We start from the raw sequence: 25,133 nt of genomic DNA on the forward strand, positions 1-25,133 counted from the left end.
CAACATGCCCTCCATCCAACGCCTGCTTTCAGGTTTTGCGCTATTGCTCAGTGCCACTGCCAGCCTGGCCCAACCTCTCACCCTGGAAACCTACAACCCGCGTGACAGCGCGGTATTTCCCGTCAGTTCGACACTGATCAGCGGCGAGAAAGATCTCATCCTTGTCGATGCGCAGTTCTCCACCCGCGAAGCGCAGGAGTTGGTGGAGCGCATCCGTGCTAGCGGAAAGCGTCTGACCACCATTTTCATCAGCCATGGCGATCCGGATTTCTATTTCGGCCTGGAAACCCTCACCAATGCCTACCCTCAGGCACGCGTGCTGGCCACCCCGGCCACCGTCGCCTATATCGAGAAAACCAGGGCACCGAAGCTGGCCTACTGGGGGCCGATACTCAAGGACAGCGCCCCGGCCAGCATCCAGGTACCTGAGGCGCTACAGGGCAACGCACTGGAGCTGGAAGGTCAGCACATCGAAGTCGTCGGTCATGACCCGCAGCACACCAGCCTTTGGATTCCCTCTATCCGTGCGGTAGTCGGTGGGGTACTGACCAGCGCCAATATTCACCTGTGGGTGGCCGACGCCCAAAGTAGCGAGGCCCGTCAGAGCTGGCTGCGCTCTCTGGACGAACTGGAAGCGCTGCAACCGCTCACCCTGGTTCCCGGCCATTACCTGGGTGAACCGCAAATGAACCTGGATGACCTGCGCTTCACTCGCAACTACCTGAAGGCGCTGGAGGAGGAGTTGCCGCGAGCCACTGACAGCCAGGCGCTGCTCAAGGCCATGAAGGCGCGTTATCCGGAGCTGCTCGATGACAGCAGCCTGGAACTCAGCGCCAAGGTGCTCAAAGGCGAGATGCAGTGGCCTTGAAGGCCGGATGAGTGCCGGCGCGTGAACATGCTCCGGTAATCTTCACAGATCGCGAAACAGTCCCTGCGCATCCAGCAGACGCCAGAGAATCTCAGGTCGTCGATCCAGCGCACGACGCACGGCAGCAGCAATGCCTTGTCGGGTTCGGCGGCACAATCCCGGATGGGCCTCGAAGTGAAGGTGGACGCCCCGTGCACTGCGCACCTCGCCATGGGCCGGTTCAACCTGCAGGCGTATGCCCAGTTGCTCATACATTCGCTGTTGCATGTGCTCAAGGTCAGCCACGCTCTGCAGGCTTTCCAGACGCTCAAGCAGACGTCGCTCCTCCGGCCGTGTAAGGCGGAGAATACGCCGATCGGCGTCCGGACACGCCAGCAACTGATCGAGCTGGCAGTCGCAGACACCTGGCGGACATGGATTACGCAGCACAAACGGTGAATTCATGGTCTAGATCATAGCGGCGCACGCTGCCACTGCCCATTGGCAGACAACCCGCAGCTTGCCTGCCACAACAACTCCGTTAATCTGCCCCTATCCCCACTGTTAGGATGACTACCATGCTCCGCCTTACTTCTCTTGCAGCCGGTCTGCTGCTTTCAGCCAGCGCCATGGCCTTCTCCCTTTCTGACTTGAGCCAGCAGGACGCCAGTGGCGGCCTCAAGGACGCCCTGATTCAGGGTGCCCAGGTGGCCGTCCAGCAACTGGGCAAACCTGGCGGTTTCAGTAACAACCCGGACGTGCGCATCGAACTGCCCGGCAACCTCGGCAAGGCCGCACGCAGCCTGAAGATGATGGGCATGGGCGCCCAGGTCGAGCAGCTCGAAACGAGCATGAACAAGGCCGCCGAGGCTGCAGTACCACAGGCCAAGGAACTGCTGATCGATGCCGTCCGGCAAATGACCGTAGCCGATGCCAAGGCCATCCTCAGCGGCCCGGAGGACTCCGCGACCCGCTACCTGAGCCAGACCAGCCGGGAACAGCTGCGCGCCCGCTTTCTGCCCATCGTCAAGCAGGCAACAGATCAAGTCGGACTGGCGCAGCAGTACAACACTTTCGCCAGCCAGGCAGCCAGTTTCGGTGTGGTCGATGCGCGCAACAGCACAGTGGAAGGCTATGTCACCGAACAGGCTCTCGACGGTCTGTTCCAAATGATTGCACAGCAGGAGGCAAGCATTCGCCAGAATCCGGCAGCGGCAGCTACCAGCCTGGCGAAGAAGGTATTCGGTCTGCTCTGAAACGAAGCGGCCGCCGGTAATGTGACATTCCGGCGGCCTGACGAGTCCGTGAACGTCCCAGACGTTGAAGCCCTACTCCAGATTCTCGCCATAAGTCCTGCGACAGCGTCTGTGCTGCCGTTACGGAAGATGCTGGAGAGGCGCCGCAGCCATGCGGGCTAGCGCTTGGCGATAATGTACACCGCGTGGACGATCCCCGGGATATATCCCAAAAGGGTCAACAGGATATTGAGCCAGAAGGCTCCGCCGAATCCCACCTGCAAAAACACCCCGAGAGGCGGAAGAACAATAGCGATCAGAATACGGATGAGATCCATGGCAAAGCTTCCTTATTTAGGCATTCCGGTTGGTTCAGCATAGACGCCCCTACGCAAGCGTGGTTCCCCGTTATTCCTCCGGTTTGCGTCGAGCAACGACAAAACAAGCTGGAGAAACGCAGATTTAGAGGCTAAAAATCAGCAATCTGATGGTTGTCAGCAGCGCACAACAGCGTCAGGATTTGGCAGATAACAATAAGGAAGGCTTGTCATGACGTCTCATGATGATGTTCGCCAACGCCTGCTCTCCAACCTTCTCGATTCACTACTGGGTCTACTGTTATTCGGCCTGCTTGTGCTGGCCATCTTCGGCCCCGGAGGCGAACTGTTGATCGCCATGGTGCTGGCCACGGCTGCAGGCTGTGCCAATCACTATCGCCTACAGCGTGTCATTGCCCTGCCTCACAACGATGCGCAGGTACAGGACAGCAGCCAAATCAGCGGCGAAAGCGATAACGCCGCCAATTGCCCGACATGCAAGCAGTTTCGCAATCGCTCCTGAACCCTTGCCTGGCCGCCACCGACGCAGATCGACATCCGTATGTCGAAGCCAGGTAATTGCTTCGCTTACTGCCGGCCTATGGTGGCCGCTCTTTCGCCGTATCGACTGGAGCATGCCATGGCCAACAAGCCTCTGACCGTCCTGCGTGACACCCACCCCCTTCCGGTTCTCGACGCCTGCAAGTGGGAGCGCCTGGAAGGCGACCCGCACACCGTCAATCTGAACGCGTACACTTCCGAGGACGGCAGCAAGATTATGGGCACCTGGATCTGCACCCCGGGCAAATGGCGGGTGGCCTACGAGAAATGGGAGTACTGCCACCTCCAGGAAGGCTACTGCATCATTACCCCGGACGGCATGGAGCCGGTTCATCTGCGTGCCGGCGACATCTTCATCGTCGAACCCGGCATGACCGGCACCTGGGAGGTGGTCGAGACGGTTCGCAAGTACTTCGTCTTTGCCTGAGGCGCTACGGCACATGCGGGAACTTGCCCGACGGATGGCGGTCAGTGCTGCTATGCCGTTCGGGCGCCCCCGAACCTCGGATGGTCACCAAGACCTCCTCTGTAAGGAACCCCCATGAGCCGACTAAAACCCTCACTGTTCGCCCTCGCCTGCATCCTGCCACTGGCCGCATGCGCCGCCACACCCGAGCAGCTCAAGCCCTACCCCTCTGCCCGGGAAGGCTATACCCGCCACGTCATCGATCTGCCGGCCAAGGCCGACGAAGCCGCCTACCAAGTGGAGATCATTGCCGGCAAAGCCATGGAGGTGGATTGCAACCATCACCGTCTGGGCGGTCAATGGCAGGAGAAGACCGTCGATGGCTGGGGCTACAGCTACTATGAGCTGACTCAGACCGGCCCGGCCATGAGCACCCTGATGGGTTGCCCGGAAGGCAGCCAGCGGCAGGCCTTCGTCCAGGTCGGCGGGCAGCCGCATCTGGTTCGCTATAACAGCAAACTGCCACTGGTCATCTATGCCCCGGATGACATGGAAGTGCGCTACCGCCTCTGGTCAGCCGAAAGCCAGACGCATTCGGCCAACCAGCAGTAGAGTCAACACTGAGTTTTCAGCGCAGACAGCAGTGCTTGTGCTTGCTGCCGCTGCCACAGGGGCAGGGATCGTTGCGTCCGGCCTTGACTTCGCGACGGATCGGCTGCGGCACTTCGCGGCGCTCGCACCAGTACTGGTAAAGCGTTACCGCCGCTGGCTCAAGACAAGCTACCGAAGCATCGTACTGCTCATCGCTCATGACGTTGAGCGTATCGATGCCAGCCTCGGTACCATGCAGAGCGATGGCATCCAGCGCCGCCTCCTGCACCTGCGGCAGCTCGGCACCGATCCAGCCGGCCACCTCGGCGCCGCGCAGGTAACCCGCACACCACTGCGAAACAATCAGCTTCTCACCCTGGCCGTTGTTATCGGCAAGGAAAATTGCCTCGTAGTCCTCCGGCTCTTCTTCCAGCATATAGGCTGCCTCGCTCATCAGCTCGACAGCCAGCTTCATGAACTGCTCATGCTCCCGCTCGCTGCCCCACTGCGGCAACTGCTGCTCCCAGATAGCCGGATACCAAAGCTCCGGACCGATTTGCCGCGGACCGGAGACAATGGCAGCGAAATAGCCATCCAGTTCGCTGGCCGAGAGTATCGAGTCGTCGTTGCCATACTGCATCAGCATCTGATCGAGCTTTTCCAGCCCTCGGTTATCCATCCCCGCCTCCCGTTGTAAAAAAGGCCGCTACTCTCCCACAGATGGCCGTTTTCAGACAGCCCGACATTGCCGCCCAGCACATGACGGATGCCGCAACCTCAGTGGGCAGCTACAATGCGCGACTAAACCGTGCCCCGGAAAACACCGGCTGCCCAACCGCTGCCGAGCCTTTCCCTTGCCTGACAAAGAAAACGCCATGTCCCTGCCCAAGAATCACCTGGAACTGCTCAGCCCTGCGCGTGACGTCGAAATCGCCCGCGAGGCCATTCTGCACGGCGCCGATGCCGTCTACATCGGCGGGCCTGGCTTTGGCGCGCGACACAACGCCTGCAACGAGGTGAGCGATATCGCCAGGCTGGTGGAGTTCGCCCGTCACTATCACGCACGGGTCTTCACCACGCTCAACACCATCTTCCATGACGATGAGCTGGAGCAGGTTCGTACACTGATCCACCAGCTTCACGACGCCGGCGTCGACGCACTGATCGTGCAGGACATGGGAGTAATGGAACTGGACATTCCGCCGATCGAGTTGCACGCCAGCACCCAGTGCGATATCCGCACCCTGGAACGGGCGAAGTTTCTCGATCAGGCCGGTTTCTCCCAGCTTGTGCTGGCCCGCGAGCTGAACCTGCAGCAGATTCGCAGCATCGCTGACGAAACCGACGCCGCCATCGAGTTTTTCATCCACGGTGCGCTATGCGTGGCCTTTTCCGGCCAGTGCAACATCTCTCACGCACAGACCGGACGCAGCGCCAACCGTGGCGACTGCTCGCAGGCCTGTCGTTTGCCCTACACCCTGAAGGACGATCAGGGCCGCGTAGTGGCCTTCGAGAAGCATCTGCTGTCGATGAAGGACAATAACCAGAGCGCCAACCTGCGCGCGCTGGTCGAAGCCGGTGTGCGCTCGTTCAAGATCGAGGGGCGCTACAAGGACATGGGCTATGTGAAGAACATCACCGCCTACTACCGCCAGCGCCTCGACGAAATCCTTGAGGATCGCCCGGATCTGGCCCGTGCCTCCAGTGGCCGCACTGCGCACTTCTTCGTCCCGGATCCGGACAAGACCTTCCACCGCGGCAGCACCGACTACTTCGTCAATGAACGCAAGATCGATATCGGCGCCTTCGACTCGCCGACCTTCACCGGCTTGCCGGTTGGCCATGTCGAGAAGGTGGGCAAACGCGACCTGATCGCCGTCACCCACGCTCCGCTGTCCAACGGTGACGGTCTCAATGTACTGGTCAAGCGCGAGGTGGTGGGCTTCCGCGCCAATATCGCCGAGCTTAAAGGCGAATTCGAGGAAGACGGTGAACAGCGCTGGCGCTATCGCGTCGAACCCAACGAAATGCCTGAAGCCATATTCCGTCTGCGGCCCAACCATCCGCTCTCGCGCAACCTCGACCACAACTGGCAGCAGGCCCTGCAACGCACCAGTGCCGAGCGCCGCATCGGCGTGAGCTGGAAGGCCGTGCTGCGCGAGGATGCGCTAAAACTGACCGCTACCAGCGAAGAAGGCATCAGCGTCGAGGTCGCCCTGCCCGGCCCGTTCGGCGCCGCCAACAAACCGGAGCAGGCACTCGATGGACTGCGCGACCTGCTGACCCAGCTCGGCACCACCATCTATCACGCCCAGGGCGTCACCCTCGACGCACCGCAGGCGTTCTTCGTGCCCAACTCACAGCTCAAGGCGCTGCGCCGCGAGGCCATCGAAAGGCTCACTGAGGCCCGCGTAGCCGCCCACCCGCGCGGCTCGCGCAAACCCGAGAGCGACCCGGCGCCGGTCTACCCCGAATCGCATCTGTCGTTCCTTTACAACGTCTACAACCAGAAGGCCCGCGAATTCTATCACCGCCACGGGGTGCAACTGATCGACGCTGCCTATGAGGCGCATGAGGAAGAAGGCGAGGTGCCGGTGATGATTACCAAGCACTGCCTGCGCTTCTCCTTCAACCTCTGTCCGAAACAGGCCAAGGGCGTCACTGGTGTACGTACCAAGGTCGCGCCGATGCAACTGGTACATGGCGACGAAGTGCTGACTCTGAAGTTCGACTGCAAGCCATGCGAAATGCACGTGATCGGCAGGATGAAGAACCACATCCTCGACCTGCCGCCGCCCGGCAGTGCCGCTGCTCAGGTAGTCGGCCAGATCAGCCCGGACGATTTGCTCAAGACCATCCGCAACAAGCCTGCCGGCTACAGCCACTAACGGCGCCAGGCTCTGCACGAAAAGTCGTCAGGCGAAGGTCTGGCTAGGCAAAAACAGGCGAAGAACGCAGCTTACATGCTGTACGTGCGCATTCCGAGCCTGTCTTTAACGCCGCATCACCGAGCTCAGGCCTTTTTCGTAGCAAGCCTGGTCATCTTCGCTGCGAACCTCCGCCATCACCTGAAACTCAGGCTGGCCCCAGTCATCACGAAGCAGCTACAGTTGATCAGCAAACAGGTAAAGGAGCACCGATGTGACCGCACGCTGGCAGTGGCTGACCGCGCGTTTCTTCCGACTTATGTGGGTGCGTGCCACACTGTATTCGCTGGCCGGGGTCCTAACCGCCCTGCTCGCACTGCTGATCAAACCCTACGTGCCGGATAACGTGGCGCTGAGCATCGGCGCCGAAGCGGTGGACAAGATCCTGGCCATCATCGCCTCAAGCATGCTGGCGGTAACCACCTTTTCCCTGAGCACCATGCTATCGGCCTACAACTCGGCCAGCTCAGGCGCCACGCCCCGCGCCACCCAGTTACTGATACAGGATCCCGCCACGCAGAACATGCTGGCCACCTTCATCGGCTCCTTCCTGTTCAGCGTGGTCAGCATCATCGCACTCAGTACCGGCGTCTATGGCGAAAGCGGACGGGTCGTGCTGTTCATCGTCACCCTGCTGGTGATCGCCCTGATCGTCATCACCCTGCTGCGCTGGATCGACTACCTCACCCGCTTCGGCCGCCTCGGCGAAACCACGGACCGGGTTGAACAGGCCACCACCGCAGCACTCAAGGTACGACGGACGCAGCCTTATCTGGGCGGCCAGCCACTGACCAAAGAAATGCCGATTCCGGCCAGCGCAGTGAAACTGAAAAGCCCGATTACCGGCTACGTGCAGCATATCGACATGCAGGCCCTCGGCCGCCTGTGCAGCGAGGCGCACCAGCGCATCTATCTGCTGAGCACACCCGGCACGTTTATCGACACTTCCACCACCCTGGCCTGCTGCGAAGGTATCGATGAGGAACGCCTGCCCGAGCTGCTTGCCGCCTTTGCCCTCGGCTACCAGCGAACATTCGAGCAGGACCCTCGTTTCGGTCTGCAGGTGCTGACGGAAATCGCCTCGCGCGGCCTGTCCAGCGCCATCAACGATCTGGGCACCCCCATCGAGATCATCGGCCGAGGCGTGCGCCTGTTCAGCCGCTACGCCGCCTACCAGCCGGATACCCCGACTCCCATCCCCGGCTGCGAGCGGGTGTTTGCCCAGCCACTGGCAGTCGCCGATCTGTTCGACGACTTCTTCCGCCCCATCGCCCGCGACGGCGCTTCACTGGTAGAAGTGCATATCCGCCTGCAAAAGGCACTGGCTTCCCTGGCGCAGATCGACCCGCCCCTGTATGCCGAACAGGCTCAGCGCCACTCCGAACTGGCCATGGCCTATGCCGAGCAGTCAAATCTGGTCGAGCAGGAAAAGGTGCTGCTGCGCGAACTGGCCAACCAGGTGCGCGTCCTCACCCTGGGCGATAGCCAGAATGATTTTTTTGCCACAGCCAGGTAGTCCGCATGAACCCGGATCCACTCCACGGTCTGACACTGAAGGCCATTCTCGAAGCACTGGTGGAGCAGCATGGCTGGTCACGACTCGGTCAGTTGATCAACATCCGCTGCTTCCAGCACGAACCAAGCATCGCCTCCAGCCTGAAGTTCCTGCGCCGCACAGCCTGGGCACGCAACCAGGTCGAGGCGCTCTACCTGCGCGATATTGCGCGCCGCAACTAAGCCGCTCCCTCAGCGCGGTACTTCAATGCGTCGGACAGCCTCCAGCCAGACTGGATCGAGCCGTGTCTGCTCCACCTCCAGCCCGCGAGCCTCCATCAGCTCGCGGTGCTGGTCGATTTCCCGGACCATCTGGCTCAGGTCGCTGCTGTTACCGTCCAACTGATGCATCTGGCTGACGCCCAGGTGGTAGAAGCGCAGCAGACGGATCGCCGACTCATCGCCCTGCGCCACGCCGGCCCTGACGTGGTGCATCACGTTGGTCACGCGCATCAGGTTGCGCTTGAGCTGCCAGCCATACACGGCCGGCGCCATCCACGGCCGTGACCACAGTTGCCAACGCACCAGCGCCACGGTCAGCACCAGCCCGGCGAGCACACCTAGCAGGTTCCAGCGAAAGTTGCTCTCGCCCCCGGGCTCACCGAACAACTGCACGCTCAACGTCGACAGCAACATGGCCAGCGCGATGAAGATCAGCGCCACCAGCAAGGTAATACGGCGGGTCTGCTGACGGTAAAGTTCCGGGTTCAGGGGAGTGATTTCAAACATGACGGGGCTCGGCAATGACTCGGGAAGGGCATGTTACGCCAGCCGGGCGGCGCAGACGATCAGCCCGTGGTTACAGCTCCTTACGCGCTTCCAGCGGGGGCAAACGCTCATCTATGCGCTGCAGCAGGTAGTCGAAGAACGGGTTGGATGTCACCCGCTGCAAACCGGACAACCCCATCAGCAGTACGCCACTCTCGCCACGCGGCGCCAAGGTTCCCAGCGCCACCCCGTAGAATTCGTTGCCACTCGGCTGACTACCGTACAGCGGATCATCCGTAGGAAACGGCAGGGCCACGTGTGACAGGGAAAACAACTGCGGCGGATAGGGCACCGGCAGCGGCGTAACCTGTTCGGTCTGCGAGCCAGCAACCAGACGTCGCGCCTCTACCTGAGGAGCAGCGCCCGGAACCACGCCCACTACGGTTCGATGGTAGCCGCGTTCAACCGCCGGCAGCAGTTGCTCCAGCAAATTGCCCAACCCGGGCCGCATCAACGGCTCCACCGCGTGCGAACGGTTGATGTCGAAAATCACCAGCTCGCTGTCATTAGACGGCAAACGTGCAAACAACTCGTCTATCACCGCCGGCGTGCTCACCGTACTGTCGACCAGCGACTGGAATGCCAGCACCGGCGGCAACCGTGCCAGCCGCCCTGAGGCCGCTGCCGCCTCTAGCGCCACGCGCACCTCGCGGGTCAGCTCGTAGGACTGCCGCGCCGCATGCACCGGAAAGGAGTTGTACTTGAACGGGTTGAACTCCGGCAACACGCTCATCCAGGCCGACTTGGCAAAGGCTGGCAGCACCGCCGGCAACGCTGCCAGACCGGCATAACGGGCATAACGGGTAACGCCGATCATCGGCGAAATCAGAACCAGTTGCTGCGGCACCGCCAGTTGCGGATCGTCCAGTGCCGCCAGGCTGTAGCGCAGCGCCAGCGCTCCGCCATTGGAATAGCCGACCAGATACAGCGGAACCTGCGGCGCCCGGGCCCGGGCTTCACGCACCGCCAGGCGGACACAGGCCAGCCATTGTTCCCAATGCACAGCGGTCAACCCGGCTGGCACCGTACCGTGACCAGGCATGCGCGGCACCAGGCCGAGAATGCCCCGCTCGCTCAAGTGCCGGGCCAAATGCCGCATGCTGTAGGGCGAGTCGGTCAGACCGTGCAACAGTACCGCAACGCCACGCAGCTCCCCCTGAGGCTCGAAGACGAAGGAGCGGTTCCAGTCGCGCGGCAGATTGCCCGAATACACCGGACTGTTGCGTGCATAGCGGTTATAGCCACCGGGCAGCTCACTCTGCCCCTTCTCCAACTGTTGCTGCAAATCCTCGAACAGCCGCTGCTCGACCGCCAGGTAAGTGCCCCAGTCCATTTGCTCCATCTCGGCGACACTCGGCTCGTCGGGCACCAACCGGTGCCAGAGCTGCAATTCAGGCAGCGAGGCCAGCCCTGCGATGCGTATGCCCAGCAGGGCAACGGCCAGCAGCAACAGCATCACCAGAAGCCAGGTCAGGACGCTGCGCAGGCGTGACAGACTCATCGGACACTCTCCTTGTTCGATCTGACGATACGGCCGCTCGATCGTCATTGAACCAGAACGATCCCGCCGAGGGCAGCCAGCTCAGGCGACCTCCTGCCGTATCCTGCGCACCAGACCGTAGCCGAATACCAGACCAATCAGTGCAGCAAGGAAAGAAGCCAGCAGCACACCGAGCTTGGCAGCGCCGAGCAATTCAGACGAAGGGAACGCCAGATTGGCAATGAAGATCGACATGGTGAAACCGATGCCACCCAGGCAACCTACCAGCCACAACCAGCGCCAGCTGAGCCCTTCTGGCATCTGGCAGCGGCTGAAACGGATAAGCAGCCAACTGGCGCAGACGATACCCAGTGGCTTGCCTGCCACCAGCGCCAGCAACACGCCCAGCATCACGCCCACTCCCTGACTGTCGGCCAGATTCACCTCGCCCAAGGCCACACCGGCGTTGGCTAAGGCAAACAGCGGCATCACTCCATAGGCGACCCAGGGATGCAGCGCCATCTGCACCCGCAGCGCTGGCGGCAGCAGCTCGCGCTGGGCGTAGCGCAAACGGCGCACGGAGCGGGCAAAACCTTCCGGTGTGGAGTGGCCATTGAGCGACATGACCGCCTCACGGGCCAGCTCCAGCGGCCGGTCCTCGAAGCGCACCGGCCGCACCGGCGTCATCAACCCCAGCACTACTCCAGCCAGAGTCGGGTGAGCGCCGGTCTTCAGCAGGCCGAACCACAGCAGTGCGCCGGGCAGCAGGTAGACCCAGGCACAGCCGACGCCGATGCGTTGCAGTCCAAGCACCAGCAACACGCCCAACCCAGCGATGACAAAACCCTCAGGTGCCAGCCCGCCGGAATAGAACAGCGCAATAATCAGCACCGCGATGATGTCGTCGATGATTGCCAGGGTCAGCAGGAAGATACGCACTGCCGGAGGGATCGAGCGGCCAAGGATGGCCAGCACACCTACGGCAAAGGCGATGTCGGTAGCGGTCGGCACGGCCCAGCCGTTGCGAACCTGCTCAGCACCATTGAGCGTCAGATAGAACAACGCCGGCAGCGCTACGCCGCCAATAGCGGCGATCATGGGCAGAACGACCTGGGCCAGGCTGGACAGCGAACCATCATGGATCTCGCGGCGGATCTCCATACCGACGACCAGGAAGAACACCGTCATCAACGCATCGTTGATCCAGAAATGCAGCGAATAGGACAGGCGATAGTCGCCAAGGCCAAAGTACAGCGGCGTATGCCAGAGATGCTGGTAGCTTTCAGCGTAGGGTGAATTGGCCCAGAGCAGGGCCACAGCGGCAGCAACCAGCAGGACGATGCCGCTGACTGCTTCGATGTGAAAGAACTTTTCCAGGCTGGCGAAGGCCTTGTCGGCCAAACGGCGTGCAGCAGGCACGGCCTTGTGAGAAACAGGCTGATTCATGGGCACACACAACAACTGTGTGCGGCGGCCCGACCAGCACGATTAAACCTGTCACGCACCCCATGCGCGTAACACCCGGCGTCTACCTTACACAGGCATTCCAGGCTTGACCATCCCTACTAACGGCACATAAAAATCTGCTGGCGACCGACTTCAGAACCGTAACAGTCTCATTCCTCGACCTGCCCCCACTGCTTGCCAAGGCGCTTGTCCGACACCGGCAGTCTGGTGCCTAGTTGCTGGGCGAACAGCGAGACGCGGTACTCCTCCAGCATCCAGCGATACAACACCAGTTGCGGGTCGCGCTTGCCTTCCTGGGCGTGCTTGGCTGCGCGCGCCTGGTATTGCTCCCAGTAGCCGCCCAACTCGCCCGTCCACACGCGGTCGCGCTGCACCTGCGCAGCCACCTTGTCGAGACGCTGGGCGATAGCCTTGAGATAACGCGGAAGTTCCTTCAGCCACTCACCCGGCGTCTCACGGACAAAGCCGGCATAGACCAGATTCGCCAGTTGCCGCTTGATGTCGTTGAACGCCATGGCCTGGGCCAGGTCGATCTTGCCCTTGAAGCGCTTCTGCAGGTCGTGGTTGAGCTTGAGGATTTCCAGCACCAGCCGGGCTATGCGCTCGGCATGCGCCGCCCAGTCCGCGCGCTTGCGTTCAGCCAGTTTCGCCAGAGCCGCACCGTCGCGTGGCAGAGTGGCTTCGCCTTCGAGGATGCAGGCATCCAGGCTGGCCAGCAGGATGTCCTCGACCAGCGCCTCGACACGGCCGATGTCGCGATACAGTAGGCCCAGTTCAGTCAGCCCCGGCAGCTTGCCGCGCAGGAATCTGGCCTGCTCGGCCAGTTGCTGCAAGAGCAGACGTTGCAGGGCGCGGCGATGCTGGAAGTCGGCCTCGGCCTGGGTCGGGAAGCGCCCTTCCTTGACCACGCCGTTCTCCTCCACCAGAGCCGGGTAGACGGTCATGGACAGACCGGCAATCTTTTGCTGAGCCTTCTCGGCAACCTCGGCAAAGGCTTTGGCCTCGACCGGTTTCTTTTCCTGCTTCTGCTGCGTAATGGCCAGAGCCGCCTGACTGGCCTCGGCAAAGCGTGCAGTCAGCTCTGCCAGGTCACGCCCCTCACCGAGGAACTTGCCGCGCGCATCGACCACCTCGATATTCATCCGCAGGTGGTTCTCCAGATCCTCGGCCGCCTCAGCCCAGGCCTCGTCCGGCACCCGCACGCCGGTCATGCGGGTCAGCTCATGTCCCAGCGCCTGGAACAACGAACCCTGACCGAAGGCCAGCTTATCCAGCGCCGCACCGACAAAATCCGGCACCGGCACGAAGTTCTTGCGCAGCGCCTTGGGCAGGCCGCGTACCAGAGCCACGCACTTGGCCTCCAGCAACCCCGGGACCAGCCAGTGCAGGCGCTCGGCCTGCAATTGCGGCAGCAGCGGCGCCGGTACGCGCAGGGTCACGCCGTCACGCGGATGATTGGGTTCAAAGTGGTAGGACAGTGGCAATTGCAATTCACCGATGCTCAGGCTGTCCGGGTACTGCGCGGCGGTGACTTCGGAGGCCGAGCGGGCCAGGGCGTCTTCCTCGCGCATGATCAGCAATTGCGCGTCGCTGGCACTGCCCTTCTTGTACCAGGAGTCGAAACTGGCAGCCTGGTAGATATCCGCCGGGATGCGCGCATCGTAGTAGCTGAACAGGGTTTCCTCGTCGGCGAGAATATCGCGCCGGCGCGACTTGGCCTCCAGCTCGTCGAGGCGCTCCAGCAGTTGACGGTTGGCTGTCAAGCAACGCGCCCGGCTGTTGATCTCACCGCGCACCAGTCCCTCGCGAATGAACATCTCACGCGCCACAGGCGGGGCGATGGGGCCGTAGTGCACCGGACGTCGACCAACGATAATCAGGCCATAAAGCGTGACCTGCTCGAATGCCACCACCTGGCCGCGCTTCTTCTCCCAGTGCGGTTCCAAATGGTTCTTCTTCACCAGATGCGCCGCCAGCGGCTCGATCCAGTCCGGCTCGATCTTCGCCACCATGCGGGCGAACAGCTTGGTGGTTTCCACCAACTCGGCGGCCATCACCCAGTTGGGCTTCTTGCGGCCGATGCTGCTACCAGGGTGAATCCAGAAACGCCGCTGGCGGGCGCCGAGGTAGTCACCGTCCTCGGTCTTCTGACCGATCTGACTGAGCAGACCGGCCAGAATCGCCTTGTGTACTGCCGCATAGCTGCGCGCCCGTAGCGCTGCCTCGCTGGCCTCGGCCTGCTGGCGGGCGATGGCATTGACCTTGGTGTCGGTGGTGGGCTTGACCTGTTGCCCGGCGGTGCGGTTGCCTTTGTAGGGTGGATGGCCAGAGCCATCCACCTTGGTAGACAAGCCTGCGGCGTTGTCCACCCTACGCTCCCTGTCACCCTCGACCTTGCGCCCCACGGACAGCTGCAGCTCGCGGGCGATCAGCACCAGTTGCCGATGTGCATCACGCCATTCACGCAGGCGCATGTAATTCAAGAAGTTCTTCCGGCACCAGCTGCGCAGCGCATTGGAGCCCAGCGCTTGGCGCTGCTCCTCGAAACCGCGCCACAGGTTGATCAGCGCGGCAAAGTCCGAGTCCGGATCCTTCCACTGCGCATGGGCCTGGTCGGCAGCCTGCTGGCGATCCATCGGCCGCTCGCGCGGATCCTGTACCGACAGCGCGGCAGCGACGATAAGGATTTCCTCCAGACTGCCCTGCCTGGCCCCCTCCAGCACCATGCGTCCCAACCGTGGGTCGATGGGCAGACGCGCCAACTGGCGGCCGATAGGTGTGAGCTGGCCCTCGCGATTGACCGCCGATAGCTCCTGCAACAGGTTGAAGCCGTCGCTGATGGCCTTGCCATCAGGCGGCTCGATAAAGGGAAAATCCTCAATGCTGCCCAGACGCAGGTGAAGCATCTGCAGGATCACCGCCGCCAGGTTGGTTCGCAGGATCTCCGGATCCGTGAACTCTGGGCGGGAGAGAAAATCCTCCTCGCTGTACAGACGAATGCAAATACCCGGCTCGACCCGCCCGCAACGGCCCTTGCGCTGATTGGCACTGGCCTGTGACACAGGTTCTATGGGCAGGCGCTGCACCTTGGCGCGATAGCTGTAGCGACTGATGCGTGCAGTACCGGAGTCGATCACATAGCGAATCCCCGGTACGGTGAGCGAGGTTTCCGCCACGTTGGTGGCCAGTACGATCTTGCGCCCCGGCATGGGCGCGAAAATCTTCTGCTGCTCGGCCGGGGTCAGCCGCGCATACAGCGGCAGGACCTCGGTATGCCGCAGGTTGGCCTTGCGTAGCATCTCAGCGGCTTCACGAATCTCGCGCTCACCGGGCAGGAACACCAGCACATCGCCAGGGCGCTGGCCTACGCTACGCTCATGCTCAGCGATCTCGTCCAGCGCAGCGAGAATGCCCTGGTCGATGGACAGGTCGTCCAGCAGCCGCTCTCCGTCTTCATCCACCTCAGCAGCCAGCGGGCGATACCAGGTTTCCACCGGATAGGTACGACCGGATACCTCGATAATCGGGGCATCGTTGAAATGTCTGCTGAAGCGCTCCAGATCGATGGTCGCCGAAGTAATGATCAGCTTGAGATCCGGACGACGCGGCAGCAGAGTCTTCAGGTAGCCCAGCAGGAAATCGATATTGAGGCTGCGTTCGTGCGCCTCGTCGACAATGATGGTGTCGTACCTTTCCAGAAAACGGTCATGCTGCGTCTCGGCCAGCAGGATGCCGTCGGTCATCAGCTTGATCAGCGTGCCGTCCTTGCTGTGATCCTCGAAACGCACCTGATAGCCGACCAGTTCCCCCAGAGGCGTGCCGATTTCCTCAGCCACCCTTGTGGCCACACTGCGCGCCGCCAAACGACGTGGCTGGGTATGGCCGATCAGTCCGTGCACACCGCGTCCGATTTCCAGGCAGATTTTCGGCAACTGGGTGGTCTTGCCCGAACCGGTCTCGCCGGCGATCACCACCACCTGGCTCTTCTCCAGCGCAGCCTTGATCTCATCACGCTTGGCAGCAATCGGCAGCGCATCATCGTAGCGCATCACCGGCACACTGGCCCGACGCGCCGCCACCCTGTCACAGGAGGTCTGACAACGCTCCAGCCACTGCGCCAGCTTCATCTCGTCAGGATGCTTCTGCAACTCATGCAACTGCCGGCGCAGGCGATGGCGCTCGGCACTCATTACGTGGTCGAGATTCTTTTTCAGCGTGGCGAAATCGGTCATCTGGGTCGGAGGCAATCAGGGCAAAGGCGGGATTGTCGCAGATTACGGGGTAAGGCGGGCAGCCTGTAACGCAGCTGGAGACTCTTGGGGAACGGTGGGTTTCGGCTAGAAGCGGCCGTATGGGCTGGTCTGAAAAACTGATCAATGGAGATTTAACACCGGCCATCGCGCCGGGTTACAGAGCGGTAGTTTTTCACTCAGTACTTTTTCAGAATTCCCCTGGTGCCAGGACAGCAACTGTTGCAACTTCTTCTGCACTCCCGCCATCCATGGCAATGACAGAGGCAATGTAACGGCTGTATCCGTCCGGGTATCGACATTCAAGGGGCTTTCCTATGTCCGTCGCGCTCCCCAGGCCTGTGCTGGCACTGGGTCTGCTGTTTATCATCGGCACACTGCTGGGGTTGGCCAGCAATCTGGTCAAGCTGGCCGGGCAGGCTGGCTGGCAGCCGCTGGCCTATCTGCTCTGGAGCCTGTTGGGCGGCGGTCTGTTGCTGTTGTTGCTGGCTTGGTGGCGTCACGAGCAGCCCGGGCTGGATCGCACCCGACTGTGCTATTACCTGGCCTCCGGGCTGCTTAGCATCACTGTGCCGAACGCCCTGCTGTTCACCTCCGTCGCCCATGTCGGCGCCGGATTTGCGTCCATGTGTCTGGCCTTTCCGCCTTTGATCACCTACCTGCTGGCATTGGCCCTGCGCATGGAAGGGCTCAGCCGCATCCGCCTGCTCGGCATAGCCATCGGTATGGCCGGCAGCCTGCTGCTGGCACTGGGCAAACTGCACAGCGGCGACAGCCCGGCATTGTGGATCCTGGCCGCTCTGTGCGTACCTCTGATGCTGGCGCTGGGCAATATCTACCGTGCCCGCTACTGGCCGGAAGGCGCCAGCCCGCTGTCGCTGGCACCAGGCATGCTGCTGGGCGGGGCGCTGCTGCTTGGCGCCGGCGCGGCGTTCGGGGTGGATTTCCGTCCGCATCTTGCCAGTGCTACGAGCGTAGGTCTGGTGCTATTGCAGATGCTGCTGTTCGCTGCAGTCTATGCGCTGTTCTTCATCCTGCAGAATCTGGCCGGCACGGTATTCCTCAGCCAGATCGGTTCGGTGGCGGCCATCAGCGGTGCAGCCATCGCCGTCGGCCTGCTCGGCGAACAGGGCAGCCTGAGTATGCTGCTGGCCGCCCTATGCGTTGTCGTCGGTGTCTTGCTGGTGGCCTGGCGCGGTGCCCAACCGCCCAAACCAGCCGGAGATGACCTCGAATCAGAAGAGCCAGGCAATCGCTGAGGCTTACGGCCGGCGCTTCTCCTGCGCCGTCCGGGCCTTGCCAAAATCACCGAACAACGCATCTAAACGATTGAAAAACCTTGGGTTTTGCTTCACTTCGGGAGCGCCGGCAGCTACCCTGCCGACCCCATGAAGCGATGCATCCTGTTCTGCCTGGCTCTGCCGTTGTTCGCCCACGCCGCCCCCGCCAGCTTTGCCGAAGCCAAGCGCCTGGCGGGGCCGCTGTATGCGCAGCAGTCGGTGGAGTTCTATTGCGGCTGTCGCTACAGCGGCAACCGCGTCAACCTGAGTTCCTGCGGCTACCAGCCACGCAAGAATGCCAGCCGCGCCGCCCGCATCGAGTGGGAGCACATCGTCCCGGCCTGGGTGATCGGCCACCAGCGCCAGTGCTGGCAGAAAGGCGGGCGCAAGCACTGTGCGGCCAACGATGTGCAGTTCCGCAAGGCCGAGGCGGATCTGCACAACCTGGTGCCGAGCATCGGCGAGGTGAATGGCGACCGCAGCAACTACAGCTTCGCCTGGCTGCCGCAGAAACCGCATCAGTACGGACGCTGCGAGACAGTGGTGGACTTCAAGGCGCGCAAGGTGATGCCGCGCCAGGCCATACGCGGAATGATCGCCCGCACCTATTTCTACATGGCCGACCGTTACCAACTGCGCCTGTCGAAACAGGATCGGCAGCTCTACGAAGCCTGGAACAAGGCCTACCCACCCAAGACCTGGGAGCAGCAACGCAATCAGCAGGTGGCCTGCGTGATGGGCTGGGGCAACCCCTATGTGGGCAAGGTGGACATGGGCCGCTGCACGCGCAAGCGCGGCTAGACTGCCCGACGGCAATAACCCGGCAGTCCGGTGCTGCGCCTAGGCAAGCCGCTGCAGCTCGCGGCGCACCATGCTGGCGAACTCCGGCGGGCTGAGCTGGTAAAGCTCCTGAGCCACCCAGTTCAACCAGCGCCCCTGCAGTTCCTCTCGACGGGCCAGCAGGCGGCGCGCTTCGGCCTCCGCACGCAACTGGTGCTCCCGGTGAAAATCAGCACGATTGGGTTTATCTGTACTCACGCGGCTACCCTTTTCCCCATCTCCGGCAGTGCAGGCATAATGGCCGCCTGTCCGCCCTACTCAACTTACAGCAATGCGCATTCACGTCAGCTTCATCGACCGCGTCGGCATCACCCAGGAAGTCCTGGCGCTGCTCGGCGGGCGCAATCTGAATCTCGATGCGGTGGAGATGGTACCGCCAAACGTCTATATCGACGCCCCCACCCTAAGCCCGGCGGTGCTCGACGAGTTGCGCGACGCTCTGCTGCAAGTGCATGGCGTGCAGAGCGTCGAGGTAGTAGACATCCTCCCGGGGCAGCGCCGCCGCCTGCAACTTGATGCGCTGCTAGCCGCGATGCCGGATCCGGTGCTGGCGGTGGACAGCCGCGGCATCGTGCTGTTGGCCAACCCGGCGTTGCTGGAACTGTGCGGCCGCCCCCCGGAAGACCTGAGCATCGCCGAGCTGTTCGGCGATCGGCAGTTGCACGACTCGTTGCTTGAGGCCGGCTTTCACCAGCCGCTGCGGGAAGTGAACTTCGCCGGCCGGCCACTGCTGCTCGACGCCCAGCCGATCACCGAAGACGGCCGCCTGACCGGCGGTCTGCTGACCCTTTATGCCCCGAGCCGCATGGGCGAACGCCTGGCTGCACTGCATCACGATCATGCCGAGGGTTTCGACTCGCTACTCGGCGAGTCCGAGGCAATCCGCGCGCTCAAGGCCCGCGGCCTGCGCGTGGCCTCGCTCGACGCACCACTGCTGATCCATGGTGAAACCGGTACCGGCAAGGAACTGGTGGCCCGCGCCTGTCACACCGCCAGCGCCCGCCGCAATGCGCCGTTCCTGGCGCTGAACTGTGCCGCCCTGCCGGAAAACCTGGCCGAGAGCGAACTCTTCGGCTATGCCCCGGGCGCCTTCACCGGTGCCCAGCGCGGTGGCAAGCCCGGCCTGCTGGAGCTGGCCAACCGTGGCACGGTGTTTCTCGACGAGATCGGCGAGATGTCGCCCTACCTGCAGGCCAAGCTGCTGCGCTTTCTCAGTGACGGCAGCTTCCGCCGGGTTGGGGGCGAGCGTGAGGTGCGGGTGGACGTGCGCATTCTCAGCGCCACCCACCGCGACCTGGAGCAAATGGTGGCCGAGGGCAGCTTCCGCGAGGATCTGTTCTACCGCCTGAACGTGCTGCGCCTGGAGGTACCGCCGCTGCGCGAGCGTGGCCAGGACATCCTGCTACTAGCCCAGCATTTCATGGCCCAGGCCTGCGCACAGATCCGCCGCCGTCCCTGCCGGCTGGCCCCGGCCAGCTTCCCGGCACTGCTGGCCGGACGCTGGCCTGGCAACGTGCGCCAGTTACAGAACGTGATCTTCCGGGCCGCCGCCATCTGCGACGGAGACTGGGTGGAAATGGAAGATCTCGACATCGCCGTAACCGAAGTGGCGTCCCCTGCCGAAGGCGAGATCATCAGCCTCGAACAGGCCATGGACGAGTACGAGAAGAACCTGCTTAACCGACTCTACCAGAGCCATCCGTCCAGCCGCCAACTGGCCGCCCGCTTGGGCACCTCGCATACCGCCATCGCCAAGCGGTTGCGCAAGTACGGCATTCCTGGCGGCCGCTGAGGCGCTCACAGCCGGCTTCGCGCCCGCCGTATCGAAATCGATACAGCGTAACGAATCAGAAACACAGCGCTACAGCCGGCGTATTGCCTGGGGCGACCCTCGCTTTTCCAAAAACGACAGACTCTTTTGTAGCGATATCGTTACGGAGAACTACCCAGAATCACTCAAGACAGCTCCGAAGCCCCGATTTCACGGGGTTTTCGGCGATTGGCACCTACCTTGCTTCCGTCATTGGAAAACCCCTCCCGCCACCTAGAAGCGGGCCTACTACCCCTTGAGGAGTTGACATGAGCGAGTTGCGTTTCACCGCCGATCACGAATGGCTGCGTCTGGACAACGATGGTCTGGTTACCGTCGGCATCACCCACTACGCCCAGGATGCACTCGGCGACGTGGTCTATGTGCAACTGCCGGAAACCAAGTCCTATGCCCAGGGCGAGGAAGTGGCCGTACTGGAGTCGGTCAAGGCTGCCAGCAACATCGTCATGCCGCTGGACGGCGAGATCGTCGAGGTCAACTCCGAGCTGGAAGGCAGCCCCGAGCTGGTCAACGAATCACCACTGGACAAGGCCTGGTTCTTCCGCATGCGTCTGGCCGACAACGCGGTGCTGGCCGAGCTGCTCGACCAGAACGGCTATGATCGTCTGTTGAATGCCAACGCCGACGCCTGAGTGACCACCATGACCAAGCTCGATACCAACAACGAATTTATCGCCCGCCATATCGGCCCGCGCGATGCCGATACGGCTGCCATGCTGCAGCTGCTCGGCTACGACTCGCTCGATGCGCTGATCGACAGCGTGATCCCCGATAGCATCAAGGGCACCAGCATCCTCGGCGACCAGCCGGGCCTGTCGGAAGCCGACGCGCTGGCCAGGATCAAGGCCATTGCCGCCAAGAACCAGCAGTTCAAGAGCTACATCGGCCAGGGCTACTACGGCACCCATACGCCGAGCCCGATCCTGCGCAACCTGCTGGAAAACCCGGCCTGGTATACCGCCTACACCCCGTACCAGCCGGAAATCTCCCAGGGCCGCCTGGAAGCGCTGCTGAACTTCCAGACCCTGATCAGCGACCTGACCGGCATGCAGATCGCCAACGCCTCGCTGCTGGACGAAGCGACCGCTGCCGCCGAGGCCATGACCTTCTGCAAGCGTCTGTCGAAGAACAAGGCCAGCAACACCTTCTTTGCCTCCAAACACTGCCACCCGCAAACCCTCGACGTACTGCGCACCCGTGCCGAACCTCTGGGCATCGAAGTGGAAGTGGGCGACGAAGCTGCCATCGGCGACGCCAGCGCCTACTTCGGCGCGCTGCTGCAGTACCCGGCCAGCAACGGTGACATCTTCGACTACCGCGCCCTGGTCGAGCGCTTCCACGCAGCCAATGCCCTGGTCGCCGTTTCCGCCGACCTGCTGGCGCTGACCCTGCTTACCCCGCCCGGTGAGTTCGGCGCCGACGTTGCCCTGGGCAGTGCCCAGCGCTTCGGCGTGCCGCTGGGCTTCGGCGGTCCGCACGCGGCCTACTTCGCCACCCGCGACGCATTCAAGCGCGACATGCCGGGCCGCCTGGTCGGCCTGTCGGTCGATCGCTTCGGCAAGCCGGCCCTGCGTCTGGCCATGCAGACCCGCGAACAGCACATCCGCCGCGAGAAGGCCACCAGCAACATCTGTACCGCGCAGGTTCTGCTGGCCAACATCGCCAGCATGTACGCTGTCTACCACGGCCCGAAAGGCCTGCAGGCCATCGCCGAGCGCATCCACAGCCTCACCGCCATTCTCGCCCTGGGCCTGACCAAACTGGGCTACAGCGTCGAGCAGCAGAACTTTTTCGACACCCTGAGCATCGCCACCGGCGCCAAGACCGCCGAGCTGCATGCCCGTGCCCGTGCCGCCGGCATCAACCTGCGCGAGATCGACGCCGAGCGCCTCGGCCTGTCGCTGGACGAAACCACCGACCAGGCTGCCGTCGAGGCTCTGCTGGCACTGTTCGCCGGTGATCAGGCTGCGCCCTCGGTCGACGAACTGGCCGCCCAGGCTGCCCGTCGTCTGCCGGAGGATCTGCTGCGTCAGTCGTCGTTCCTGCAGCACGAGGTGTTCAACCGCTATCACAGCGAAACCGAGCTGATGCGCTACCTGCGCAAGCTGGCCGACAAGGACCTGGCGCTGGACCGCAGCATGATTCCACTGGGCTCCTGCACCATGAAGCTCAACGCTGCCAGCGAAATGCTGCCGATCACCTGGCCGGAGTTCGGCAACCTGCATCCGTTCGCGCCGGTCGAGCAGGCCGAAGGCTATGCCCAACTGACCCGCGAGCTGGAGGCCATGCTCTGCGCCGCCACCGGCTACGACGCCGTATCGCTGCAGCCCAATGCCGGCTCCCAGGGCGAATATGCCGGTCTGTTGGCCATTCGTGCCTACCACCACAGCCGCTGTGAAGGACAACGCGACATCTGCCTGATTCCGCAGTCGGCCCATGGTACCAACCCGGCAACCGCCTCCATGGCCGGCATGCGCGTGGTGGTCACCGCCTGCGACGCCCGCGGCAACGTGGACATCGCCGACCTCAAGGCCAAGGCCGAAGAGCACAAGGATCGACTGGCGGCGCTGATGATCACCTACCCGTCCACCCATGGCGTGTTCGAGGAAGGCATCCGCGAAATCTGTCAGATCATCCACGACAACGGCGGCCAGGTTTACATCGACGGCGCCAACATGAACGCCATGGTCGGCCTCTGCGCCCCGGGTCAGTTCGGTGGCGACGTCTCGCACCTGAACCTGCACAAGACCTTCTGCATCCCGCACGGCGGTGGCGGCCCGGGCGTCGGCCCGATCGGCGTCAAGTCGCACCTGGCGCCCTTCCTGCCGGGCCATAACCAGCTGGAGCGAAAGGTCGGTGCCGTCAGTGCCGCGCCGTTCGGCAGTGCCAGCATCCTGCCGATCACCTGGATGTACATCACCATGATGGGAGGCAACGGCCTCAAGCGTGCGTCGCAGATGGCCATTCTCAATGCCAACTACATCGCCCGTCGTCTGGAAGAGCACTATCCGGTGCTGTACTCCGGCGAAGGCGGTCTGGTGGCCCACGAGTGCATCCTCGACATCCGCCCGCTGAAGGAAAGCAGCGGCATCAGCGTGGACGACGTGGCCAAGCGCCTGATCGACTTCGGCTTCCATGCCCCGACCATGTCCTTCCCGGTGGCCGGTACGCTGATGATCGAGCCGACCGAAAGCGAATCCAAGGAAGAGCTGGATCGCTTCTGCGACGCCATGATCGCCATCCGCGAGGAAATTCGCGCGGTCGAGCAGGGCCGTCTGGACAAGGAAGACAACCCGCTGAAGAACGCACCGCACACGGCTGCCGAACTGGTGGGCGAATGGCATCACGGCTACAGCCGCGAGCAGGCGGTGTACCCGGTACAAAGCCTGGTCGAAGCCAAGTACTGGCCGCCGGTCGGTCGCGTGGACAACGTCTACGGTGATCGCAACCTGGTCTGTGCCTGCCCCTCCATCGAGGCCTACCAGGACGCCTAAGCGCCCTGCCGTCCGGGAGCCCACCGGCGCCCGGACGGTTTCTCCCCGTGACTTTCGGCTCTCCTTATCGGGGCGGGCCGGCTGCATCCCCAAATAACGACAAGAGGGACTCACCATGTTCAGCAAGCACGACCAACTGCAAGGCTATGACGACGCTCTGCTCGTCGCGATCCAGGCTGAAGAGCAGCGTCAGGAAGATCACATCGAGCTGATCGCCTCCGAGAACTACTGCAGCAAGCGCGTGATGCAGGCCCAGGGCAGCGGCCTGACCAACAAGTACGCCGAAGGCTATCCGGGCAAGCGTTATTACGGCGGCTGCGAATACGTCGACAAGGTCGAGCAACTGGCCATCGAGCGCGCCAGACAGCTGTTCGGTGCCGACTACGCCAACGTCCAGCCGCATTCCGGCTCTTCGGCCAACAGCGCCGTGTACCTCGCGCTGCTCAATGCCGGCGACACCATCCTCGGCATGAGCCTGGCCCACGGCGGTCACCTCACCCACGGCGCCAAGGTGTCGTCCTCGGGCAAGTTGTACAACGCCGTGCAGTACGGCATCGACGAGAACGGCCTGATCGACTACGACGAAGTGGAGCGCCTGGCTCTGGAACACAAGCCGAAGATGATCGTCGCCGGCTTCTCGGCCTACTCGCGGGTGCTGGATTTTGCCCGTTTCCGCGAAATCGCCGACAAGGTCGGTGCCTACCTGTTTGTCGACATGGCCCACGTCGCCGGTCTGGTGGCTGCCGGCCTATATCCCAATCCGATTCCGTTTGCCGACGTGGTCACCACCACCACCCACAAGACCCTGCGCGGCCCGCGTGGCGGCCTGATCCTGGCCCGTGCCAACGAAGAGATCGAGAAGAAACTCAACTCCGCGGTGTTCCCGGGAGCCCAGGGTGGCCCGCTGATGCACGTTATCGCGGCCAAGGCGGTGTGCTTCAAGGAAGCGCTGGAGCCCGGCTTCAAGGCCTATCAGCAACAGGTGATCGACAACGCCCGGGCCATGGCCGAGGTGTTCGTCGGGCGCGGGTTCGAAGTGGTGTCCGGTGGCACCGACAACCACCTGATGCTGATCAGCCTGGTCAGGCAGGGCCTGACCGGCAAGGAAGCGGATGCCGCACTGGGCCGCGCCGGTATCACGGTGAACAAGAACGCCGTGCCGAACGATCCGCAGTCGCCGTTCGTGACTTCCGGCATCCGCATCGGCACCCCGGCGGTGACTACCCGTGGTTTCGGTGTCGAGCAGTGCCGGCAACTGGCCGGATGGATCTGCGACATCCTCGAT

At 62.7% G+C, this 25,133-nt stretch carries 22 protein-coding genes; 14 read left to right on the forward strand and 8 right to left on the reverse strand.

Going from position 1 to position 25,133, the window contains the following annotated elements:
• Positions 1-4 precede the first annotated feature (4 nt).
• Entirely contained in the window at positions 5-868 is an 864-nt protein-coding gene (locus tag NCCP436_RS15790) for an MBL fold metallo-hydrolase (RefSeq protein ID WP_220804922.1), read from the forward strand.
• A 42-nt stretch (positions 869-910) separates the two neighbouring features.
• On the opposite strand, the gene NCCP436_RS15795 is transcribed toward NCCP436_RS15790, so the two are convergent.
• Positions 911-1,312: a hypothetical protein gene (locus NCCP436_RS15795; protein WP_220804923.1), complete on the reverse strand. Its 402-nt coding sequence runs from the start codon at positions 1,310-1,312 to the stop codon at positions 911-913.
• A gap of 113 nt (positions 1,313-1,425) precedes the next feature.
• On the opposite strand from NCCP436_RS15795, the gene NCCP436_RS15800 reads away from it, so the two are divergent.
• Positions 1,426-2,103 (forward strand): DUF4197 domain-containing protein, encoded by a 678-nt coding sequence (locus tag NCCP436_RS15800; RefSeq protein ID WP_220804924.1) that lies wholly within the window; start codon positions 1,426-1,428, stop codon positions 2,101-2,103.
• Positions 2,104-2,261: 158 nt separating this feature from the next.
• Here the strand turns inward: NCCP436_RS15800 and NCCP436_RS15805 are convergent, their stop codons facing one another.
• Entirely contained in the window at positions 2,262-2,420 is a 159-nt protein-coding gene (locus NCCP436_RS15805) for a YqaE/Pmp3 family membrane protein (protein ID WP_220804925.1), read from the reverse strand.
• A gap of 211 nt (positions 2,421-2,631) precedes the next feature.
• On the opposite strand from NCCP436_RS15805, the gene NCCP436_RS15810 reads away from it, so the two are divergent.
• The 3 genes from NCCP436_RS15810 to eco all read left to right on the forward strand — a co-directional run bounded on the left by NCCP436_RS15810 (position 2,632) and on the right by eco (position 3,978).
• Positions 2,632-2,922 carry a hypothetical protein gene (locus NCCP436_RS15810; RefSeq protein WP_220804926.1) on the forward strand — a complete coding sequence of 97 codons (291 nt, stop codon included), beginning with the start codon at positions 2,632-2,634 and terminating at the stop codon, positions 2,920-2,922.
• A 117-nt stretch (positions 2,923-3,039) separates the two neighbouring features.
• Positions 3,040-3,387 carry a cupin domain-containing protein gene (locus NCCP436_RS15815; RefSeq protein ID WP_220804927.1) on the forward strand — a complete coding sequence of 116 codons (348 nt, stop codon included), beginning with the start codon at positions 3,040-3,042 and terminating at the stop codon, positions 3,385-3,387.
• 114 nt (positions 3,388-3,501) lie between these two features.
• Entirely contained in the window at positions 3,502-3,978 is a 477-nt protein-coding gene (eco, locus tag NCCP436_RS15820; protein WP_220804928.1) for a serine protease inhibitor ecotin, read from the forward strand.
• Between the two features lie 16 nt (positions 3,979-3,994).
• On the opposite strand, the gene NCCP436_RS15825 is transcribed toward eco, so the two are convergent.
• A complete protein-coding gene (locus NCCP436_RS15825; RefSeq protein WP_220804929.1) occupies positions 3,995-4,636 on the reverse strand; it encodes a UPF0149 family protein in 642 nt (213 codons plus the stop codon).
• 196 nt (positions 4,637-4,832) lie between these two features.
• Between NCCP436_RS15825 and NCCP436_RS15830 the strand changes: the two genes are divergently transcribed.
• From NCCP436_RS15830 to NCCP436_RS15840, 3 genes are all read left to right on the forward strand, one after another.
• Positions 4,833-6,845, forward strand: coding sequence for a U32 family peptidase (locus tag NCCP436_RS15830; RefSeq protein WP_220804930.1), 2,013 nt, complete (start codon positions 4,833-4,835; stop codon positions 6,843-6,845).
• 253 nt (positions 6,846-7,098) lie between these two features.
• Positions 7,099-8,400, forward strand: coding sequence for a DUF2254 domain-containing protein (locus NCCP436_RS15835; RefSeq protein ID WP_220804931.1), 1,302 nt, complete (start codon positions 7,099-7,101; stop codon positions 8,398-8,400).
• Positions 8,401-8,405: 5 nt separating this feature from the next.
• The gene (locus NCCP436_RS15840) at positions 8,406-8,621 is read left to right on the forward strand and encodes a VF530 family DNA-binding protein (protein ID WP_220804932.1); all 216 of its coding nucleotides are present in this window, start codon (positions 8,406-8,408) and stop codon (positions 8,619-8,621) included.
• 9 nt (positions 8,622-8,630) lie between these two features.
• On the opposite strand, the gene NCCP436_RS15845 is transcribed toward NCCP436_RS15840, so the two are convergent.
• The 4 genes from NCCP436_RS15845 to hrpA all read right to left on the reverse strand — a co-directional run bounded on the left by NCCP436_RS15845 (position 8,631) and on the right by hrpA (position 16,385).
• On the reverse strand, positions 8,631-9,167 hold the full coding sequence (locus NCCP436_RS15845; RefSeq protein ID WP_220804933.1) for a DUF3087 domain-containing protein: 537 nt from the start codon (positions 9,165-9,167) through the stop codon (positions 8,631-8,633).
• A gap of 70 nt (positions 9,168-9,237) precedes the next feature.
• Positions 9,238-10,707 carry a carboxylesterase gene (locus tag NCCP436_RS15850; protein WP_220804934.1) on the reverse strand — a complete coding sequence of 490 codons (1,470 nt, stop codon included), beginning with the start codon at positions 10,705-10,707 and terminating at the stop codon, positions 9,238-9,240.
• Between the two features lie 81 nt (positions 10,708-10,788).
• Complete coding sequence (nhaA, locus tag NCCP436_RS15855) at positions 10,789-12,132, reverse strand: Na+/H+ antiporter NhaA (RefSeq protein WP_220804935.1); 1,344 nt, start codon at positions 12,130-12,132, stop codon at positions 10,789-10,791.
• A 170-nt stretch (positions 12,133-12,302) separates the two neighbouring features.
• Positions 12,303-16,385: an ATP-dependent RNA helicase HrpA gene (gene hrpA / locus NCCP436_RS15860; protein ID WP_220804936.1), complete on the reverse strand. Its 4,083-nt coding sequence runs from the start codon at positions 16,383-16,385 to the stop codon at positions 12,303-12,305.
• A 335-nt stretch (positions 16,386-16,720) separates the two neighbouring features.
• Here hrpA and NCCP436_RS15865 point away from each other — a divergent pair, with 335 nt between their 5' ends.
• Complete coding sequence (locus NCCP436_RS15865; RefSeq protein WP_220804937.1) at positions 16,721-17,662, forward strand: DMT family transporter; 942 nt, start codon at positions 16,721-16,723, stop codon at positions 17,660-17,662.
• A 129-nt stretch (positions 17,663-17,791) separates the two neighbouring features.
• Complete coding sequence (locus tag NCCP436_RS15870; protein ID WP_220804938.1) at positions 17,792-18,484, forward strand: endonuclease; 693 nt, start codon at positions 17,792-17,794, stop codon at positions 18,482-18,484.
• 39 nt (positions 18,485-18,523) lie between these two features.
• Here the strand turns inward: NCCP436_RS15870 and NCCP436_RS15875 are convergent, their stop codons facing one another.
• Complete coding sequence (locus NCCP436_RS15875; protein ID WP_220804939.1) at positions 18,524-18,721, reverse strand: hypothetical protein; 198 nt, start codon at positions 18,719-18,721, stop codon at positions 18,524-18,526.
• Between the two features lie 73 nt (positions 18,722-18,794).
• Between NCCP436_RS15875 and NCCP436_RS15880 the strand changes: the two genes are divergently transcribed.
• The 4 genes from NCCP436_RS15880 to glyA all read left to right on the forward strand — a co-directional run.
• The gene (locus NCCP436_RS15880) at positions 18,795-20,315 is read left to right on the forward strand and encodes a sigma-54-dependent transcriptional regulator (protein ID WP_220804940.1); all 1,521 of its coding nucleotides are present in this window, start codon (positions 18,795-18,797) and stop codon (positions 20,313-20,315) included.
• A gap of 287 nt (positions 20,316-20,602) precedes the next feature.
• Positions 20,603-20,986, forward strand: coding sequence for a glycine cleavage system protein GcvH (gcvH, locus tag NCCP436_RS15885; RefSeq protein WP_220804941.1), 384 nt, complete (start codon positions 20,603-20,605; stop codon positions 20,984-20,986).
• A gap of 9 nt (positions 20,987-20,995) precedes the next feature.
• Positions 20,996-23,848 carry an aminomethyl-transferring glycine dehydrogenase gene (gene gcvP / locus NCCP436_RS15890; RefSeq protein ID WP_220804942.1) on the forward strand — a complete coding sequence of 951 codons (2,853 nt, stop codon included), beginning with the start codon at positions 20,996-20,998 and terminating at the stop codon, positions 23,846-23,848.
• 115 nt (positions 23,849-23,963) lie between these two features.
• On the forward strand, positions 23,964-25,133 hold a 1,170-nt coding region (glyA, locus tag NCCP436_RS15895; RefSeq protein WP_220804943.1), incomplete at its 3' end, for a serine hydroxymethyltransferase.

Origin of the sequence: Pseudomonas sp. NCCP-436 (assembly GCF_019656335.1) — a bacterium.
In the GTDB taxonomy this organism is placed as follows: domain Bacteria; phylum Pseudomonadota; class Gammaproteobacteria; order Pseudomonadales; family Pseudomonadaceae; genus Aquipseudomonas.

Coding starts and splice junctions, on each gene's coding strand:
- NCCP436_RS15790 (WP_220804922.1), top strand. CDS start 5: ATGCCCTCCATCCAACGCCTGCTTTCAGGTTTTGCGCTATTGCTCAGT.
- NCCP436_RS15795 (WP_220804923.1), bottom strand. CDS start 1,312: ATGAATTCACCGTTTGTGCTGCGTAATCCATGTCCGCCAGGTGTCTGC.
- NCCP436_RS15800 (WP_220804924.1), top strand. CDS start 1,426: ATGCTCCGCCTTACTTCTCTTGCAGCCGGTCTGCTGCTTTCAGCCAGC.
- NCCP436_RS15805 (WP_220804925.1), bottom strand. CDS start 2,420: ATGGATCTCATCCGTATTCTGATCGCTATTGTTCTTCCGCCTCTCGGG.
- NCCP436_RS15810 (WP_220804926.1), top strand. CDS start 2,632: ATGACGTCTCATGATGATGTTCGCCAACGCCTGCTCTCCAACCTTCTC.
- NCCP436_RS15815 (WP_220804927.1), top strand. CDS start 3,040: ATGGCCAACAAGCCTCTGACCGTCCTGCGTGACACCCACCCCCTTCCG.
- eco (WP_220804928.1), top strand. CDS start 3,502: ATGAGCCGACTAAAACCCTCACTGTTCGCCCTCGCCTGCATCCTGCCA.
- NCCP436_RS15825 (WP_220804929.1), bottom strand. CDS start 4,636: ATGGATAACCGAGGGCTGGAAAAGCTCGATCAGATGCTGATGCAGTAT.
- NCCP436_RS15830 (WP_220804930.1), top strand. CDS start 4,833: ATGTCCCTGCCCAAGAATCACCTGGAACTGCTCAGCCCTGCGCGTGAC.
- NCCP436_RS15840 (WP_220804932.1), top strand. CDS start 8,406: ATGAACCCGGATCCACTCCACGGTCTGACACTGAAGGCCATTCTCGAA.
- NCCP436_RS15845 (WP_220804933.1), bottom strand. CDS start 9,167: ATGTTTGAAATCACTCCCCTGAACCCGGAACTTTACCGTCAGCAGACC.
- NCCP436_RS15850 (WP_220804934.1), bottom strand. CDS start 10,707: ATGAGTCTGTCACGCCTGCGCAGCGTCCTGACCTGGCTTCTGGTGATG.
- nhaA (WP_220804935.1), bottom strand. CDS start 12,132: ATGAATCAGCCTGTTTCTCACAAGGCCGTGCCTGCTGCACGCCGTTTG.
- hrpA (WP_220804936.1), bottom strand. CDS start 16,385: ATGACCGATTTCGCCACGCTGAAAAAGAATCTCGACCACGTAATGAGT.
- NCCP436_RS15865 (WP_220804937.1), top strand. CDS start 16,721: ATGTCCGTCGCGCTCCCCAGGCCTGTGCTGGCACTGGGTCTGCTGTTT.
- NCCP436_RS15870 (WP_220804938.1), top strand. CDS start 17,792: ATGAAGCGATGCATCCTGTTCTGCCTGGCTCTGCCGTTGTTCGCCCAC.
- NCCP436_RS15880 (WP_220804940.1), top strand. CDS start 18,795: ATGCGCATTCACGTCAGCTTCATCGACCGCGTCGGCATCACCCAGGAA.
- gcvH (WP_220804941.1), top strand. CDS start 20,603: ATGAGCGAGTTGCGTTTCACCGCCGATCACGAATGGCTGCGTCTGGAC.
- gcvP (WP_220804942.1), top strand. CDS start 20,996: ATGACCAAGCTCGATACCAACAACGAATTTATCGCCCGCCATATCGGC.